The sequence below is a fragment of the Pedobacter kyonggii genome, from assembly GCF_004310665.1.
Classification (GTDB): domain Bacteria; phylum Bacteroidota; class Bacteroidia; order Sphingobacteriales; family Sphingobacteriaceae; genus Pedobacter; species Pedobacter kyonggii.
Genome location: NZ_SIXF01000012.1, coordinates 119,213 through 137,552 on the forward strand (window position 1 = coordinate 119,213; position 18,340 = coordinate 137,552).

The window sequence follows — 18,340 nt, forward strand, 5'->3', positions numbered from 1 at the left end:
GCCTTTGACAATTAAAATAACTATTTTAATTGTGTCGGGTTCATAAATCAAAATTAAGTACTGCGGTAAACTAATCGGTCATAATCAGTTCATTTCTCCAATAAATGCAATGGCCCAATCGTTTAAGTTTTTAATGGCCAAGCCAATTTTCCAATTGTCTTTATTTCTCGGTTCTACATAATTAGATATACTTCTAATCTGTAAACAATCTATGTTTAACTGTTTACTGGCATAAAAAACAGCAGCACCTTCCATACTCTCGGTAGTTGGGTTTAACCTCTTGATTAGGTTTTTAATGCTTTTTTCGCTTCCCGTTATACAGTTCATGGTTATCCCTTTTGCTACGGGTAGCTGAACGCTTTTGTGTGTTTTCGAGGTGTAATGGTTCTCCCCAAAACCCAAATCGCTTATGGTTAAAAATTCGTCTCCATTTTCGGCACCCAGTTCGGCAAAAGTATCTTCGGCAATATTTAATACAGTACCTAAAGCTATATTCCGATCGAAGCTTCCGGCAATGCCGAAATTTACCACAAGATTATATTTGGATGAAAGATGTTTACCCAGGGCAAAGGCTGTTGCTACCATTCCAACGCCTGTAATCAGCAAATCGAAATTTTTACTTTCTACAAAATCTCCATCTGGCAAATTAAAATGTTGATAAAAGAAGGTGAGTTCGGCTTTTGTAGCAGCAACAACTAAAGTTTTCATAACGTAAAGTTAGCAGATTGTTTTCATTTAAGTTTTATGTAAGCTTTGGTCTTTAGTCTTTAAGCTTGAACCTTTATCCGTATATTTGCATTTTATTTTATAGTAATGATTTACATAACGAGAAAAGCATCCTTTAACGCGGCGCACAAATTGGCCCGTACCGATTGGGATGATGATAAAAACAATGAAGTTTATGGTAAATGTGCCAACCCCAACTGGCATGGCCATAACTATTGGTTATATGTTACAGTTAAAGGCGAAGTTAATCCAGAAACAGGTTTTCTTGTTGATTTGAAATGGCTGAAAGACGTAATGAATGACTATGTGGTAGATAAGGTTGACCATAAAAACTTGAATCTTGATGTAGATTTTATGAAAGGCAAGTTGGCTTCAACAGAAAATCTGGCCATAGAAATCTGGAAACAATTATGGGCGCCGATTGCAGAGAGCGGCGCAGTTTTACATTGCGTAAAAATATACGAGACCGAAAATAATTTTGTTGAATACTTTGGTTAAAAACCCCAATTAATGAGCAATAAAGACGTATTGAAAGGCGAATCGAGGGACGGTTACGTAAAAATAGACCGTTATAACGAAGATAAAATTGAAGCTGTAGCTACACATTATAAAGATATTCTTGGCCAGTTGGGCGAAAATCCGGAACGCGAAGGTTTACTAAAAACACCTGAGCGCGTGGCTAAGGCGCTGCAATATTTAACACACGGTTATGATTTAAAGCCTGATGAGATTCTGAAGGGCGCAATGTTTGAAGAAGATTATAGCCAAATGGTTGTGGTTAAGGATATTGAAGTGTATTCGATGTGCGAACACCATATGCTGCCATTCTTTGGTAAAGCACATATTGCTTATATTCCTAACGGACACATTGTTGGTTTAAGTAAAATCCCACGTGTAGTTGATGCTTTTGCCCGTCGTTTACAGGTACAGGAACGTTTGACGAACGAAATTAGGGATTGTATTCAAAATACCCTTAACCCAATGGGCGTTGCAGTGGTGATGGAATGCAGGCACTTATGCATGTCTATGCGTGGTGTGCAAAAGCAGAATTCGGTAACTACAACATCAGCCTTTACAGGAACTTTTTTAAGTAACGATAAAACTAGAGCCGAGTTTTTAAGGTTAATCACCGCAAGTTTAGATTAACCCCAGCCCCCTAGAGGGGGTATGGATTAACAATAATAATTTAACTAAATATTTAATTTCCCCTTTAGGGGATTAAGGGGTATGAAAGCATATATTTTTCCCGGACAGGGAGCACAGTTTGTAGGTATGGGTAAAGATCTTTATGAGAACCCAAAAGCTGCAGCATTATTTGAACAGGCCAATGAAATTATCGGTTTCCGTATTAGCGATATTATGTTTAGCGGAACAGATGAAGAGCTTAAACAAACCAATGTAACCCAACCGGCAATCTTTTTGCATTCGGTTATTTTAGCCAAAGTGTTGGGCGACGATTTTAAACCAGATATGGTTGCAGGCCATTCCTTAGGTGAATTTTCGGCTTTAGTGGCCGCAAATGCATTAAGCTTCGAAGATGGATTAAAACTGGTAATTGCCCGTGCAAATGCTATGCAAAAAGCATGCGAGGCACAACCATCAACCATGGCAGCTATTTTAGGTTTAGCTGATGATGTAGTTGAAAAAATCTGTGCAGAAATTGATGCTGTGGTAGTGCCAGCAAATTATAACTGCCCAGGGCAATTGGTAATTTCGGGCAGCATAGAAGGAATTGATCTGGCTTGTGCTAAACTAACAGAAGCAGGAGCTAAAAGAGCTTTAAAATTAAATGTAGGCGGTGCATTTCACTCTCCTTTAATGGAGCCTGCAAAAATTGAATTACAGGCAGCTATAGAGGCCACTCATATTGCTGCACCAATTTGTCCGGTTTACCAAAATGTTGATGCAAGGCCATATACCGACCCAACTGAAATTAAGGGTAATTTAATTAAACAATTAACGGGTGCTGTACGTTGGACTCAAACAGTAGGGAACATGCTTGCCGATGGTGCAACTGAATTTGTAGAGGTTGGCCCAGGTAATGTGTTGCAGGGATTGGTTAAAAAGGTAAGCCGCGAAGTGCAAACAAGTAGTGCTGCCATAGCTTAATTTATTCAAAATAGAATATTTTGCCAACGCCATAAACTCAGCTGTTTATGGCGTTGTTTTTTATCAATATTTAATATCTTTATCCGTAGATGAAAATGAGCTTTGGTGTAAAAATAAGATTTCTATTGCTTGTTTTGGGCTGTTGCCTCATTGCAACTTCTATTTCGTTAAGTCGGTTTACCACAAAAAGCGAACTCCTTGAGCACGATGCGCAAGAGATTCAACAGAACCTTTTGATCAAAGAAAGATCTGTTCAAAGTTTTCTTGCCGATAAACAACAGGTTGCCAAGGCCAAAAGATTTCATCTCGATCCTAGTAACGCAATAGATTTTATCGAAAACTATCGCAAAAAGAGTGGTATAAACTTATTAACCTACCAAAACAATCAGCTTAAATTCTGGAGTACATATAAAGTATCGGAAATAGATCCAACTACAATAAAAGAGGGTAGTTCGGTGTTGTTTTTTTATAACGGCTGGTATGAAGTGATTAAAAGTACTCAAGGCAATTTTAGCCTTATTTTCTTGATCACGATTCAATCTCAGTATCCTTTTAAAGAAACAAAGTATTTTAAAAATGATATTGATCCAATTTTATCAAATACCAAAATATTAACGCTTGCATCTTTTACCGATAAGGATGTGTATGTAATAAAAAGTTTAGATAATAAGTTTTTATTCGGACTTAAGGTTAAACCAGGATATGCAGAAACCCATTATTCAGGCACACAATTATGGTTGTTTGTTGCTGGTATGTTATGCATCTGCATGTTTTTTAATTCTTTAAGTTCGTTCATTGCCAGGCGTGGACACATCGCATGGGGTACTTTTTTATTATTGTTTTTCTTCCTGGCCTTTAGGTTAACAGATTTATATTACGGTTGGTTTAATCACAGGTTTACTTTAGATCTATTTGATCCGAGAATATATGCCGATAATTTCCTGATGCCTTCGTTGGGCGACTTTTTGTTAAATGTAATTGCATTAACCTGGTTACTGTTGTTTATGTATAATCACAAGGAACAATACAAGTTTCCGGGATGGATTAAGCGGAGCAAAATAATTGGAGTTGTTATTCAGGCTGGATTAATGGTGTTGATAGGTCGGATAGTTTGGGATACCGATGACATTTTCTTCGGATTGATTTTTAACTCAAAAATTAATTTCGATATCATTAATATCCTTAAACTCAGTGGAACCAGCTGGGTTGGTATTGTAATTTTATGCCTGGCCTGGTTTCAGATTTACCTGATAACGGTTGTTTCAGCAACTGTAAGCAGTCAATTAAATGTAAGCAATAAAGAGCGGGTCATTATTTTCTTAATTGGCTTTGCAGGTGTTTTTATCTACAAGCTAGTGGTCGATTTTAATGCGTTTTTTATTGTTTTTGCCCTTGTGCTGTTTATTGTGGCTCGGGCTGTTTATTTAAAAGAAAAGAGTTTTTCAATCGGTATGTTTGCCATTGTATTTTTCTGCCTGGCTTTCAATACTTCTATTAAATACACCAAGTATAAAGATATTAAAGAAAGAAGTTTACGCGAGCCTTTGGCCAGAAAAGTGCAATCATCAGAAGATCCGAATGCAATTATTGCTTTAGGTACTTTGGGCAATGAAATTGTTAAAGATAATTTTCTGACAAGCTATTTTAGTCAAAACCGAAAAGGCAATTATGCCGTACTCAAAAATCATATTAAAGATTATTTAGATGGCTATTTAAACCGGTACGATTATCAGATCTATCCCTATGATAGATTGGGTGCTGCAATAGAAAATTCTGATACGCCACCGATTGATAAATATAAAAAGCTGGTGGAGGCAGGCTCTGTTAAAATTGATGGATCTAACTTTTTTTATCAGGTTAACAATACATTTGGTTATCAGGACTACTTTGGAATCATCTCTGTTGTAGATAATGCTAGTTTATTAGGCACGCTTGTTATCGAACTCCGCTCGAAGCCGTATAATTACAACAATCGTCTACCCGATCTCTTAGGTGATCAAAAATTGATCAAAGACGAAGATTTTAAGGGTTATTCTATTGCCTTGTACAGTAATAATAAATTGCTTAATCAATCTGGAAATTATACATATCCTTTAGATGGCAGCATATTTAAGGGTAAAAAGGACGACTTTATAACCAGTAATGATAATGAACTTCATTACAGCCATTTAATTTATAAGCCTACTAACAGCAAAATGGTTGTTATCAGTAAAGAGAAGGTAGATTATGTAGAACGTTTGGCAGCGCTATCGTTTTTCTTTCTGATATTTATTATCTTCTCCCTGTTACTTTATGGATTAATATGGCTAATCAAAAACCTTGATGATGATAAGGTGGGCTGGTTTAGTATCAACAGGTCTTTAATGATCAATGCCAATAAAATTTTGTACAAAACCAGAATCCAGGTATCTATTGTGTTGGCCGTTGTGGCAACACTGGTTATTGTAGGTTGGGGAACTTATTATTATATGAATAATGAGTACCGTGGGCAACAGGATACTATATTAAAAGATAAGATAAGGAAGATTCAACAGAATTTTGAAAAGCAGATTTTTAGTAATGGCATAATTGTAAACGACGAGAATACAGCCGCAGATTTTAACAATTTTGCTGATATTAATAACGCAGATCTGAACCTATACGATCTGAGTGGTAACCTGATCATGACCACTTATCCAAAACTCTATAATTATAAAATCATCGGTAAAAAGATGGGGCCGTCTGCCTTTGCTGCTTTAAGAGGCTTGCATCGTTCAGAATATATCAATACTGAAGAAAAGATAGGCAGCTTAACCTACGCTGCAGCGTATGCCCCCATCAGGAACGCACAAAATAAAACAATTGCCTATATCGGCCTACCAAATTACTCTACCGAAGAAGAATATACAGATAAACTGGCGCTTTTTGTAAGTAACCTGATTAATCTCTATGCCCTGGTATTTGTGGCTATTGGAGTGTTGGCTGTATTTTTGGCCAATCAGATTACCAGTCCCTTAACTTTTATTCAGGACAGTATTAGTAAAACGAAAATCGGGCAAAAGAACGAGCCCATCGTATGGCGTAGGCATGATGAGATCGGCTCTTTAATTAAGGAGTACAACCATATGATTGCGGCCTTAGAAGATAGTGCGATTAAGCTCGCCAGATCGGAACGCGAGAGTGCCTGGCGCGAAATGGCAAAACAGGTTGCCCACGAAATCAAGAATCCGTTAACGCCGTTAAAATTAGGTGTTCAGCTGTTAGAGAAGTCGTGGAAAGAAAAAGATCCAAACTTCGAACTGAAGTTTAATAAGTTTAGCAAATCTTTTATAGAACAGATTGATAGCCTTTCGAAAATTGCTTCGGAGTTTTCTAATTTTGCCAAAATGCCCGATACCAATCTGGAGCGCCTTTCTTTACTTCCAATTATTGACCAGGCGAGAGAAGTATTTAAAAGCACGGAAAATGTAACCATTGATGTGCTTAACAAGAGCGATAAGGACATCGAAATCATGGCCGATCACGATCAGCTTTTAAGAACGTTTAACAACCTACTTAAAAATGCAATAGAAGCTATAGATGAGGCGACTTTATGCTGCATCACCATAATTATATATGTAGACGCAAAAAATGCATATATCGAAATAAAAGATAATGGAAAAGGCATTCCACCGGCCCTGCACGATAAAATATTTGTACCGAACTTCACTACAAAAACATCAGGTACAGGTTTAGGTTTAGCTTTTGTTAAGCAGGCTGTAGAAAATGCGGGCGGTTCGGTTAAGTTTACGTCGATAAGCGGTTTAGGAACAACGTTCTATCTGAACTTTCCTTTAGCTTAAATTAAAACATGTAGAGATAGTTTAATCAGAAGGTGGGTTTTATCTCAGTTCCACTTGAGCCTTGCCCATGGTATTACCATCAGCATATAAAATTACGGTATATATGCCTTTTATAAACGGTTTAGGGTTTGCCCAGTCGATAACATAGGTGCTGTCATCGTTATTGTAGTTAATAAAAATAGAATGGCTGAACTGCATATCCTGCCCATCAGCCTCAAAATGGTTTCCCTCGTCTGCAAGCAGATTCCCAGCCGGATCGAATACCCGGAGATAAATGTTATGATGTCCTTTTTCTGCCAATTGGTTAGGCACAACATTAAAGCGCACGCTTAACTTCTCGGCAGTAGATGATTTGGTTACTTCGACTTTTTTGCCACTTGATTTTGTTCTGAAAGCAATAATTTCGGCAGATTGAAGCTTTAATACTGAGGCAGTTTTAACTTTTGCATTTAGATTAGCATTTTCGTTCTCTAAATTCGATGCCTTACTGCTGATGTTTCTTAGGGTATTCTGTAAACTATCGCGACTGTTTTTTAGGAAAATATTGTCTTTCTGCAGCTGAATAATCTGTTCATTGTAGTTTTTTACAAATGTTTTCAGTTCATTAATCTGTGCATTGGCTTTGTCGAGTTCGCCCTGGGTAATCTGGTTTTTTTCTAAAGCTGCTTTAAGTTCTTCGATTTTTTCGCGGGCAAGCTTCTGCTCTTCAACAAGTTTCTCGTTTAAATCCAGGTTCAATGCATTAACCTTATCCAGCTCAACCTCAATCTTTTCTACCTCGAGCCGCAGTTTATCCTTCTCTGTACTAACTGTAACAAATCTTTCACTTTGTTGTCGGTCTTTAAAAAACAAGTAAGCATTTGTGCCAATTAAAGCTGCAATAACGATGACCAGGAAGTAAATTTTGTTTCTATCACCCTTATTAATCTTTTGTGGTTCCATTTTTAATAACGCTGTATCTTCTGTAAATTAATATACTTTTGTTCTCCATAGGTAAATGGGGGTACACAATAATTTTAGCAGGGCGCAAATTAAATTTTTTTAAAAACTTATAAGAGTTTTTAAAAAAAATCGTTTACTTGCTAATGTTCATTTGTATTCAAATCAACACAAACACACAGCCTGAATAAAAAAATAAGACAGAAATAATGCTTAAAAACTTCCTATACGCACTTTTATCTTTAACTGTAGTACCTTATATATTAAATGCACAACCTTTATCAAAAATTGCACCAAAAAGGGAGTTTAGGGGTGTTTGGGTGGCTACTGTTACCAATATAGACTGGCCATCGAAGCCAGGTTTAAGCATTGATCAACAAAAGCAGGAGCTGATTGGTATTTTAGAAAGACATAAAAGTCAAGGGATGAATGCAATTATTTTGCAGGTTAGACCAGCGGCTGATGCGTTTTATGCAAAATCAAGAGAGCCCTGGAGCCAATGGTTAATGGGTAAACAAGGTTTAGCACCTGCACCTGGTTATGACCCTTTAGCCTTCGCCATTAAAGAGGCCCATTTCAGGGGAATGGAACTTCATGCCTGGTTTAATCCTTACAGGGCCAGTATGAGTAGTACAGCTGTATTGAGCGAAAATCATGCTTATCGTAAACACCCTGATTGGTTTTTTACCTACGGTGGCAAAAAGCAGTTTGATCCGGGTATCCCAGATGTAAGGGAATATATTGTTCAGGTAATTTTAGATGTGGTAAAAGGATACGATATTGATGGAATTCACTTCGACGATTATTTTTACCCTTATAAAGTAGAGGGACAAACGATTAACGATGGTAATACTTTTTACAAATACCCCAATAATTTTTCAGATATAAAAGATTGGAGGCGCAACAACGTTGATCTGCTCATCAAGCAGCTTGACGATAGTATCCACCATTATAAAAAATGGGTGAAGTTTGGCATTAGCCCCTTTGGAATTTGGAGAAATAAGAACGAAGATCCCGAAGGTTCTGCTACCAGCGGCCTATCCAATTATGCAGAACTTTTTGCCGATAGCCGTAAATGGGTTAGAGAAGGTTGGGTAGATTACATCAACCCTCAAATTTATTTTACTTTTACCAGAAGAGTAGCACCCTATGGTGTTTTAGTTGATTGGTGGAGCAATAATACCTTTGGTAGGCATGTTTATATCGGACAGGGTGCTTACCTGGTAAACTCGAGGGCAGAAGCAGCTTGGAAAAACCTAAGAGAAATACCTAATCAGATTAGATATTTAAGAGATAACAACCGAATTCAGGGGAGTGTGTTTTTTAGTTCTAAATCATTAAGTACAGTTGCTAAAGCCGTAGGCGACTCGTTAAAGAATGACTTATATAAATACCCTGCTTTGCCACCACAAATGCCATGGCTGGATGAGGTGCCGCCAAATGAGCCCCAGGCCCTAACTGCTGATGCATTAAAAGATGGCGTACATTTAAAATGGCAACTTCCGTTAAAGGCAAAAGATGGAGAAACGGCCTCGGGATTTGTAATTTACAGGTTTAATGAAGGAGAAAAAATTTCGGTACTCGATCCTAAGAACATTGTTAAAATAAGCTTTGAAGATTATCTTTCATATGTTGATACCAGTATAGAAAGTGGGAAGCGGTACAGCTATCTTGTAACTGCGCTAGACCGACTAAAAAATGAAAGTGAACCAAGTGGGCCTGTTGGCGTTGAAGTTCCTTTAGCAAAGGAATAATAAATGCTATTTATCTTTCTTGCTGGTTGATTCTCTTTCTACAACTGCTGGATCTAGTACGATATGCTCCATATTGGCGTATGGGTTTTCCTGATTAATCATTTTCAGAAACATTTTAGCACATTCTTTGCCCATTTGTGACGCATGCTGATCAATTGTTGATAGGTTAGGAGTAATGTAAGCGGAGAATGCTTCATTGGCGAAACCAATCACACCAACTTCAGGGGGTGTTTCATCAATCTCTTTAAGCTTTTTAATTACACCCAAGGCAGTAAAATCATCACCCGCAATAATAGCATCAGGTTTGTTTCTGCTGCGCATTAACTTGCCAGCACCAAACCGACCATCTTTAATGGATAAACCACCAAAAATAATATGTTCTTCCATTAGCGGAAGGTTATGGTCTGCTAAGGCTGCTTTGTATCCTTCTAAGCGATCGTTAAATATTTTAATCTGATGAACTGTGGTTACAAACCCAATTTTTTTATAACCCTGATCGATTAAATGTTTAGTAGCGATATAACCTGCCTTGAAATCATCAAGTGTAATGGTAGGGACTTTTAGTTCTAGGTCTACACGGTCGAATAAGATAAGTGGTTTATTTTGCTTAATAATTTCGGCAAAGTGCGAAACATCTTTTGTTTCTAAAGACATGGAGGCCATTATGCCATCTACCTGCGCCTCTAGTAAAGTTCTAACGCCGTTTATTTCGTTCTCTACAGATTCGTTAGATTGGTAGATAATAACACGGTAGCCGCTGTCTTTCAGCCCGTCTTCTATGCAATGGATAATAGATGCGAAGAAGTGTGCCTGTACACTTGGTACAATTACACCAATAATATGGGTTTTGCCAGATTTTAATGCAGAGGCGAGTTTATTTGGGCTATAGTTTAATTTTTTAGCCATTTCAACAACAGCCTTTCTGGTGGCGTCACTTATTGCCGGAAAGCCACTAAGTGCCCTGGAAACAGTTGATACGGTAATATCAAGCTCCTTGGCTATATCGTATATGGTGGTTTTCTTTTTCAATGGCAGAGGGGGACAATCAATTATAGCGTAAATTTACTAAACCTTAATAATAATGTTCTTTTTATACATAAAATATAATAACATATAAAAACCGAGCACATAGGTTATGGCCCAAACTAAGGAAGCATTTATAGGACTAAAAAACGGAGTGTAACAAGTTTCATAAAAGCGTACTAATAATCCCGTTTTTGTACCATCAGGTTTGGTAATCTGGATTAGGTTTAATACCCGCGGCATTAAGCCTGCTAAGAAAAAGACTGTTATGGCATTTACACCATAAACAACAAAAGGAGTGGTAAATTTTTTATAACCCTGAACATCGATGATCCAGTAACAAAGTGCCAGTCCTATTGACGCCAATCCACCTGCATAGAGTACATAAGAGCTTGTCCAAAGGGCTTTGTTGATCGGGAATTGTAAATCCCAAAGTAAACCTAGAATAACAGAGGCTATACCTGCAGTAAATAACCAGGCCACCTTAGTTGCATTGTCTACATCTTTTCTGCGCATCCAAACGCCAACCAGAATACCAAATAAGCAGGTTCCTACTGCTGGTAATGTGCTCAAAATCCCTTCCGGATCCCAGGTTTTGGATGAGGCCCAGGTGTGTGCTTCGGTTAAAATCCCGCGGTCTATCCAGGCAGCTAAATTGGTTTCTTTTTCCAAGTTGGGGTAACCTACTCCAGGTACGGGAATAAATGTCATTAAAGCCCAATAAAGGGCAAGGATTACAATTAAGATTTTGAATATGGTTTTGTTGGCTACTTTGATGAAAATGATACTGCTAATGATAAAAACAATGCCTATTCTTTGTAAAACGCCTAAAAGACGAACCGTTTGAAAAGCCTCCCAGATCGATCTGCCGTCTATTATGGCACTGATAATTTTCCCGAAAATGGCCAAAAAGAAACCGAGTAAATAAAGTATAATACCACGTTTAATGGCTTTTATAATGGTTTTTTGATGTGTGTGGGGATCTGCTTTACTGCTACTCATGGCAAATGCAACGGATACACCAACAATCCATAAGAAGAATGGAAAAATTAAATCGGTGGGTGTACATCCATTCCATTCCGCATGCGCTAAAGGCGCGTAAATATGTCCCCAGCTGCCCGGATTATTCACTAAGATCATTGCGGCTACGGTTAATCCCCTGAAAAAATCAAGAGATAACAATCGTGGTTTAGGTTCGGTCATGATTAGCTTGTTTGGGTTCAGCAAACTAATTTAGAGTATTGTTTTTAGAATGAGAAATTACTTATGAAGTTTGGGGAAAATGATTTGTCATCCTGAACAACGTGAAGGATCTTTTACCAAGTACCGTATTGCTATTATGGTTTTTGCCTTATTAGGATTTGTGGTATATTGTTAACAGATGCTTCGCTAAGCTCAGCATGACAATTGGTGGAGGCTAACTTCGCGTAAAAAAAAATCCTGCCTTGAGTTAACAAGGCAGGATCAATATTTATTATAACAAAGTTAATCTTCAAATTTCCAGCGTACAAAAGCTTCCATTGCTTCGTATTCTGCTAGGCCAAGCTCATCATAAGCTTTTGCCGTATCACGGTTACGGTCTTCTGCACGTTGCCAGAACTCCCTTGAATCGTCACCAGGAAAAACAGCTCTGTCTTTTTGGCTCTGGTGTTTGAAAATAGCATATTTTTTACGCTCAAGCTCTTGTGGTGAAATTGGAACCGCCATTTCGATCTCATATGTTTCAAACTCATGCCAAGCACCACGGTACATCCACAACCAGCAATCTTGTGCCCAGGCTTCGGTTTTGCGTAAACGTTTTAATGCTTCTAAAATAATATTAAAACAAACAATATGCGTTCCATGCGGATCTTCAAAATCGCCTGCTGCATAAACCTGTTGAGGCTTAACTTTTTGTAACAGTGCTATTGTAAGTTCGATATCAGCATCAGTTACCGGATTTTTCTGAACCTTACCGCTTTCGTAGAACGGAAGCGCCTGAAAATGGATATGGTCATCTTCAAGGCCGCAATATCTTGCGCCGGCAATGGCCTCGCCTTTTCTGATCAATCCTTTAACCGTTTGGATCTCTGGTGTATCGATCTGGTTTGGTTGTTTCTGCTCAATAAAGGTTCTCATTTTGTTATAGAGATCCTTCAAATGTGTATTGTCCATACCCATTTTCTCTGTAAAATCTACATTGAACTCAACAAAACGAAGTGCATCATCATCCCAAACCGCGGTATTGCCTGAGGTTTGGTAAGCTACGTGTACATCATGCCCTTGATCAACCAGGCGTAGAAAAGTGCCGCCCATCGAGATCACATCATCATCAGGGTGTGGGGAGAAAATAATTACTCTCTTTTTAGCAGGCTCTGCTCTTTCCGGACGTTGAGAATCATCAGCATTCGGTTTACCTCCTGGCCAACCTGTAATGGTGTGCTGTAATTTATTAAAGATATGGATGTTGATATTGTATACTGGTCCTTTTTCAGTAGCCAGCTGTGCCATACCATTATTGTTGTAATCGTCTTCGGTTAACTTTAAGATCGGTTTTTTCAAGGTATTGGCCAACCAGATAACCGCTTTACGGATTAATGCGTCTGTCCAAACACAATCTTTAACCAACCATGGTGTATCAAAACGGGTCAGCTCTGAAGCTGCAGGTGCATCAAGAATAAATTCTACATGATCAGAAAGCTGCAGGTATGTTGCAGGAACATCGCCCGAAATTTCGCCTTCAACCGCTTTTTTGATAATCGAAGCCTTTTTACGGCTCCAGGCCATTAATATAATTTCCCTTGCTTTGAAAATTGTACCGATACCCATGGTAATGGCTTTAGTTGGTACGAAGGTTTTTCCACCGAAATCGCGTGCGGCATCACGGCGGGTAAGGTCATCTAAAGTAACTAAACGGGTACCAGAATTTGGCGCAGATCCCGGCTCGTTAAATCCGATGTGACCTGTACGGCCGATACCTAAAATCTGAATATCAAGACCACCAAGATCACCTATTTTCTTTTCATATTCTAAGCAGAATGCAGGAATGTCTTCAAGTGCAAGTGTACCATCAGGGATGTGAACATTCTTCTTATCAATATCGATATGATTGAAAAGGTTTTCGTTCATAAACGTAACATAACTTTGTGCCGCAGTTGGCGCCATTGGATAATATTCATCCAGGTTGAAAGTAATTACGTTTTTAAAACTCAAGCCCTCTTCTTTGTGCAGTCTAACCAATTCGGCATAAACTGCAATTGGGGTAACACCTGTTGCTAAGCCCAGTACTGCAGGTGTGTTGCTTGCTTGTTTAGATTTAATGAGCTCGGCAATGCGGCGTGCAACATTAATTGAAGCAATTTTTGGATTTTCGAACACGCTTACCGGTAATTTCTCGAAACGTGTCTCCTCCAGTAGATTTAATCTAGCCATTTTTTTTATATGGATTTTAATGTACGGAGCAGTAAATATAGAGAGTTATGCCCAATTTGTAACAAAGGTTATTTACATTTATTGCAAGTATTTATATAAAATTCGATTAAAGGGGCAGACAAACGTTTGATCTTTTTAAGATAAAAAGCCAATATGAACACACAGATTGAAAAGTTGTATTCGAAAGCAGGGAAATCGGAACGTTTAATTATAGGGTTGATGAGTGGTACATCAATGGATGGACTGGATATTGCGCTCTGTTTGGTAAAGGGAAGCGGTGCTGAGACGGATATCCGGATTTTGAAATTTAAAACAGGCAATTATACCAATGATTTTAGGGCTAAAATAAAAGCAATTTTTTCGAAAAAGGAGGTCGACTTACAGTTGGTATGTCTGATGAACGAACATATTGCAAATACCCATGCAGGACTGATAAACGAGGCACTAAAAGAGTGGGGTTATCAAAATGAGGATATCGATTTTATCGCCAGCCATGGACAGACCATTTTCCATGCACCAAAATCTTTGCATCAACTCACCGATTATCCAAATGGTACATTACAAATTGGTGATGGCGATCATATTGCCTTAAAAACCGGAATCATTACCTTATCTGATTTCAGACAAAAACATCTGGCCGCTGGAGGCGAAGGGGCGCCATTGGCTGTTTATGGTGATTATTTAATGTTTTCGAAAGCTGGAGAGGACCGTGTAATGTTAAATATTGGTGGGATAGCAAATTTTACCTATTTGCCAGGGAGTACCTATGCCAGCGAAATTTTTTCAACGGATGTTGGCCCGGGAAATACTTTGATGGACCAGTATATGCAGAAACATTTTAATCAATTTTACGATAAAAATGCGGCTGTTGCCCTGGCAGGCGAATCTAATCCAAGTCTATTATCTGCGTTGTTGGCTAGTAGCTTTTTTGATCTGGATTTTCCTAAAACCACAGGACCGGAATTGTTTAATCTGGAGTATTTAATCAGCGCACAGGAACAGTCTTCAACAACTGGTTTAAGTGCAGCCGATGTAATGGCCACTTTATGTCATTTTTCTGCCGAGACCATTACTAATGCGATTAAGCGTTGCTTTGGTGAAGATGCTAAAGCACAGGTTTTTATGAGTGGAGGAGGGATGCATAACCCGTTACTTGTTCAGCTTCTTCAAACTAAACTGTCTTTTTGCAACTTCTTAACCACTGAAGATTTAAATATTAATCCAGATGCTAAAGAAGCTGTTTTGTTCGCTGTTTTGGCCAACGAAACACTCTGTGGCAAACCGATAGCCTTTGGTGATAGGCAAGGCGTACCTTCGGTTTGCATGGGTAAAATCAGTTTACCAGCCTAGGTAAGCACAATTTTGTAAATCAGTTTGTACAGGTTAAAAAATTTGGTTTGTGCGGTATTTTGTTAAATTTGTTTTAACACTAATCTTCTAACAAAACCAAATTTTATGGAAAAAAGTTACCTAAAATGGTCACCAGGATTCTTCGCAATTTTGTTGATCCCATTTCTGCTGCTCTTATTTACAGAAATGGCGCAGGCACAAAACAAACGGTATACCATAAGTGGTAAGGTTACCGATGCCGCAAATAATGACCCTGTTCCGGGCGCTGTTGTAAAAATTATTAATACAAATCTCGTAACAAGCACAAGTTCGAGTGGAACGTATAGCTTTTCGGTTGATTTAGCACCAGGTAAATACCAGATCCAGGTTTCCTTTATCGGCTTTAAATCAAATATCGAATCTGTAACACTGGGCGATAATACCACCGTTCAGGCAAATAGTGCTTTAAGTGGCGATGCGGTGGGGCTCGATGAGGTAATTGTTACTGGTACTTCTCAAGGGACTACCCGTAAACAGCTCGGTAGTTACGTGAGTACGGTAAAGGGTGATGATTTAAACAAAGCACCTAGTGGAAATGCACTAGCTTCATTACAGGGTAAAACGCCTGGCGCACAGATCAGCCAAAATTCTGGAGACCCAGCAGGTGGGATTTCTGTCCGTTTAAGAGGGGTGAGCTCGGTTAACTCATCATCAGAACCACTTTACATTATTGATGGCGTAATTGTAAACAACTCTACAACCAGAGTGACCAATACATCAGCCAATTATGATGGCGGAAACTTTGTTGGGAGTATTGGGCAAAACCGGATGGTGGATATTAGTCCTGCGGATATAGATCGCATTGAAGTGCTTAATGGTGCGGCGGCTGCGGCCATTTATGGTTCGAGAGCGAATGCTGGTGTGATCCAGATTTTTACCAAGAGGGGTAAAACTGGCGAGCCGCAAGTGAGTTTTAGCACAAGCTTAACAATTAGCGAGCTGCGTAAGCAAATTGAAGTAAACCAATCGCCTTTTAGGTTTGGAGATAATGCGAACTCTGTAACGCAAGATGTCATTCAAACAGTTCCTCCCACCCCTGGTGCCACTCCTGTTTTACAGACCGCAAAAACTCCGGTTACCAGATATAACTATCAAGATTATATTTTCAGAACAGGTATTGGTACAGATAATTCAGTTTCAGTTTCTGGAGGTAATGACAACACTAAATTCTATACCTCGGCAGGTTATTTTTCTAATCAGGGGATCATAAAAAACACTGATTTCACCAGGATGAACTTCAGGGCGAATCTTGATCAAACCATTAATAAATGGGCGAAAATGACGGCAGGATTCAATTATATCCACAGTGATGCTAACGAAAAACCAGATGGCAACTCTTTTTTCTCACCAATGAATTCGGTAACGATTATTGGTAATTTTCATGATTTGTTTACCAGAGACGCTTTAGGCAATTTAAAAGCTGTTGGAGAACGCGGTCGTGTTAATCCGGTTTCTGTTATTGAAGATATCAAGCAGCGCCAGTTTACCAACCGTATTATAGCAAATACAGGCTTGAAGCTTACGCCAGTTAAAAACCTAACCATCGATTATACTATGGGCGTTGATAACTCCATTCAAAACGGAACAACATATATTCCCCCCTTTGCGTATAATGTAAGTACAGGTTTTTATGGCGGTGGACCAACTTTAGATCCATCATTAAACGGTTATGCCAGTGCGGCAAACGCTACAACCACATTATTCAATAATGAACTGAATTTTACTTATGATACCAAGGTCACAGATTTGTTGAGTTCAACAACGCAAGTGGGTGGTTCTTATCAATATCAAAAAGATCTGTACAGCTTGCTAAACGGACGTGGGTTAGCTCCTTTTGTTCAGGTTGTAAACGGAGCAAGTACTGTTTTGGCAAATGTTGATAGTCGTTCAGAATTTTCAATCAGCGGAGCTTATTTACAACAAAATTTTAAATATAAGGACCATTTGTTTGTAACTGGTGCCATTAGAGTAGATCAATCTACTGTATTTGGAGAAGACAATAGAACGCAGTTTTATCCTAAAGCTAATGTGAGTTATGTATTGTCATCTGCCGATTATTGGAAAGATTTTGGTGTATCATCATGGTGGAATGCTTTCAAATTAAGAGCAGCTTACGGCCAGTCAGGAAATTTAACAGGGATTGGAGCGTATGATCGTTTCAATGTTTATTCGCCAAGTGCGTTAAACAGCAAAACGTCTTTAACATCGTTAGCAACACGGGCCAATACGAGTGTAAAACCAGAGCGCCAAAAAGAGCTCGAAATCGGTACAGATATGTCTTTTTTTAACAATCGCTTAGGTTTAACTTTTAGTTACTATAATAAGAACGTAACTGACTTACTATTGCCCGTTGTAATTGCGCCAACAACTGGTTTTTCTAGCCTGTTAGACAATATTAGCGGGACTTTAAAAAATAAAGGTATCGAATTAATGCTTACAGGGGTGCCGGTTAAAACCGAAGACTTTACATGGACATCGACACTGATCTACAACAGAAATAGAAATAAAATAGTGGGTTCAGGTGCGCAGAGATTAATTTCAACCAACGCAGGTGCACCTGTTTCTATCACTGATGGCTATCCGGTAGGTGTTTTTTATGGAACATATTTTGAGCGGACATCAACTGGAGATATTGCCACAAATCCTGCTGGTATTCCTTTAACTGCAGGTCAAGCCGCTGGTAATGTTTTGCGTAAAGTAATCGGCGATCCAAACCCAGATTATACAGGGTCTTTTGTTAACGATTTTACCTACAAAAAATTAAGCTTACATATTCAATTGGATGCTGTTCAAGGGGGTGATGTTTGGAACGCAGATTGGAGAACACGCCAGGGCGTAGGTAATGGAAAAGTTGCCGAAGCAGAGCAGATGGGCCAATTGCCTAGAGGTTATGTGGCTGGTGCATACAATGTAGAAGAATGGCGTATTGATGATGGATCTTTTGTGAAATTGAGAGAGATTTCTTTGAGTTATAATATTGGTCAGGTTAAATTTATTAAAAGCTTAACCGTTAATCTTAGTGGAAGGAACCTCATTTCATGGGATAATTACAAAGGCTATGATCCTGAATTGAACTCTGGTGGTCAATCGACAATCTTGAGAAATATCGATTTCGGCTCTGTACCAATTCCACGCACTTTCTCTTTGGGTTTACAAGCAAGATTCTAA

The 18,340-nt window shown here is 38.6% G+C and carries 12 protein-coding genes; 7 read left to right on the forward strand and 5 right to left on the reverse strand.

Translation table 11 applies throughout. The features are described 5' to 3' along the window. Positions 1-84: 84 nt before the first annotated feature. A complete protein-coding gene (mqnB, locus tag EYS08_RS13965) occupies positions 85-708 on the reverse strand; it encodes a futalosine hydrolase (RefSeq protein WP_131030618.1) in 624 nt (207 codons plus the stop codon). Between the two features lie 105 nt (positions 709-813). Between mqnB and EYS08_RS13970 the strand changes: the two genes are divergently transcribed. The 4 genes from EYS08_RS13970 (at position 814) to EYS08_RS13985 (ending at position 6,656) form a co-directional block, all read left to right on the forward strand. Beyond that, the gene (locus EYS08_RS13970) at positions 814-1,224 is read left to right on the forward strand and encodes a 6-pyruvoyl trahydropterin synthase family protein (RefSeq protein WP_029274209.1); all 411 of its coding nucleotides are present in this window, start codon (positions 814-816) and stop codon (positions 1,222-1,224) included. 12 nt (positions 1,225-1,236) lie between these two features. Then, a complete protein-coding gene (gene folE / locus EYS08_RS13975) occupies positions 1,237-1,872 on the forward strand; it encodes a GTP cyclohydrolase I FolE (protein WP_116250505.1) in 636 nt (211 codons plus the stop codon). An 81-nt stretch (positions 1,873-1,953) separates the two neighbouring features. Beyond that, complete coding sequence (gene fabD / locus EYS08_RS13980) at positions 1,954-2,835, forward strand: ACP S-malonyltransferase (RefSeq protein ID WP_131030619.1); 882 nt, start codon at positions 1,954-1,956, stop codon at positions 2,833-2,835. A gap of 89 nt (positions 2,836-2,924) precedes the next feature. Next, the gene (locus tag EYS08_RS13985) at positions 2,925-6,656 is read left to right on the forward strand and encodes a sensor histidine kinase (protein WP_131030620.1); all 3,732 of its coding nucleotides are present in this window, start codon (positions 2,925-2,927) and stop codon (positions 6,654-6,656) included. A gap of 39 nt (positions 6,657-6,695) precedes the next feature. On the opposite strand, the gene EYS08_RS13990 is transcribed toward EYS08_RS13985, so the two are convergent. Then, on the reverse strand, positions 6,696-7,598 hold the full coding sequence (locus EYS08_RS13990) for a coiled-coil domain-containing protein (protein ID WP_131030621.1): 903 nt from the start codon (positions 7,596-7,598) through the stop codon (positions 6,696-6,698). Between the two features lie 206 nt (positions 7,599-7,804). Here EYS08_RS13990 and EYS08_RS13995 point away from each other — a divergent pair, with 206 nt between their 5' ends. Continuing rightward, positions 7,805-9,349, forward strand: coding sequence for a glycoside hydrolase family 10 protein (locus EYS08_RS13995; RefSeq protein WP_131030622.1), 1,545 nt, complete (start codon positions 7,805-7,807; stop codon positions 9,347-9,349). Between the two features lie 6 nt (positions 9,350-9,355). On the opposite strand, the gene EYS08_RS14000 is transcribed toward EYS08_RS13995, so the two are convergent. The 3 genes from EYS08_RS14000 to nagB form a co-directional block, all read right to left on the reverse strand. Next, positions 9,356-10,378: a LacI family DNA-binding transcriptional regulator gene (locus tag EYS08_RS14000; protein WP_131030623.1), complete on the reverse strand. Its 1,023-nt coding sequence runs from the start codon at positions 10,376-10,378 to the stop codon at positions 9,356-9,358. 36 nt (positions 10,379-10,414) lie between these two features. Then, positions 10,415-11,575: an acyltransferase family protein gene (locus EYS08_RS14005; RefSeq protein ID WP_131030624.1), complete on the reverse strand. Its 1,161-nt coding sequence runs from the start codon at positions 11,573-11,575 to the stop codon at positions 10,415-10,417. 282 nt (positions 11,576-11,857) lie between these two features. Then, positions 11,858-13,783 carry a glucosamine-6-phosphate deaminase gene (gene nagB / locus EYS08_RS14010; RefSeq protein WP_131030625.1) on the reverse strand — a complete coding sequence of 642 codons (1,926 nt, stop codon included), beginning with the start codon at positions 13,781-13,783 and terminating at the stop codon, positions 11,858-11,860. A gap of 153 nt (positions 13,784-13,936) precedes the next feature. Here nagB and EYS08_RS14015 point away from each other — a divergent pair, with 153 nt between their 5' ends. Together EYS08_RS14015 and EYS08_RS14020 are read left to right on the forward strand one after the other, a co-directional pair. Beyond that, a complete protein-coding gene (locus tag EYS08_RS14015; protein WP_131030626.1) occupies positions 13,937-15,133 on the forward strand; it encodes an anhydro-N-acetylmuramic acid kinase in 1,197 nt (398 codons plus the stop codon). Between the two features lie 105 nt (positions 15,134-15,238). Next, a complete protein-coding gene (locus EYS08_RS14020; RefSeq protein WP_131030627.1) occupies positions 15,239-18,340 on the forward strand; it encodes a SusC/RagA family TonB-linked outer membrane protein in 3,102 nt (1,033 codons plus the stop codon).

Excerpts from the sequence above, each read along its gene's own strand:
- mqnB (WP_131030618.1), bottom strand. The coding sequence starts at position 708 with ATGAAAACTTTAGTTGTTGCTGCTACAAAAGCCGAACTCACCTTCTTT.
- EYS08_RS13970 (WP_029274209.1), top strand. The coding sequence starts at position 814 with ATGATTTACATAACGAGAAAAGCATCCTTTAACGCGGCGCACAAATTG.
- folE (WP_116250505.1), top strand. The coding sequence starts at position 1,237 with ATGAGCAATAAAGACGTATTGAAAGGCGAATCGAGGGACGGTTACGTA.
- fabD (WP_131030619.1), top strand. The coding sequence starts at position 1,954 with ATGAAAGCATATATTTTTCCCGGACAGGGAGCACAGTTTGTAGGTATG.
- EYS08_RS13985 (WP_131030620.1), top strand. The coding sequence starts at position 2,925 with ATGAAAATGAGCTTTGGTGTAAAAATAAGATTTCTATTGCTTGTTTTG.
- EYS08_RS13990 (WP_131030621.1), bottom strand. The coding sequence starts at position 7,598 with ATGGAACCACAAAAGATTAATAAGGGTGATAGAAACAAAATTTACTTC.
- EYS08_RS13995 (WP_131030622.1), top strand. The coding sequence starts at position 7,805 with ATGCTTAAAAACTTCCTATACGCACTTTTATCTTTAACTGTAGTACCT.
- EYS08_RS14005 (WP_131030624.1), bottom strand. The coding sequence starts at position 11,575 with ATGACCGAACCTAAACCACGATTGTTATCTCTTGATTTTTTCAGGGGA.
- nagB (WP_131030625.1), bottom strand. The coding sequence starts at position 13,783 with ATGGCTAGATTAAATCTACTGGAGGAGACACGTTTCGAGAAATTACCG.
- EYS08_RS14015 (WP_131030626.1), top strand. The coding sequence starts at position 13,937 with ATGAACACACAGATTGAAAAGTTGTATTCGAAAGCAGGGAAATCGGAA.
- EYS08_RS14020 (WP_131030627.1), top strand. The coding sequence starts at position 15,239 with ATGGAAAAAAGTTACCTAAAATGGTCACCAGGATTCTTCGCAATTTTG.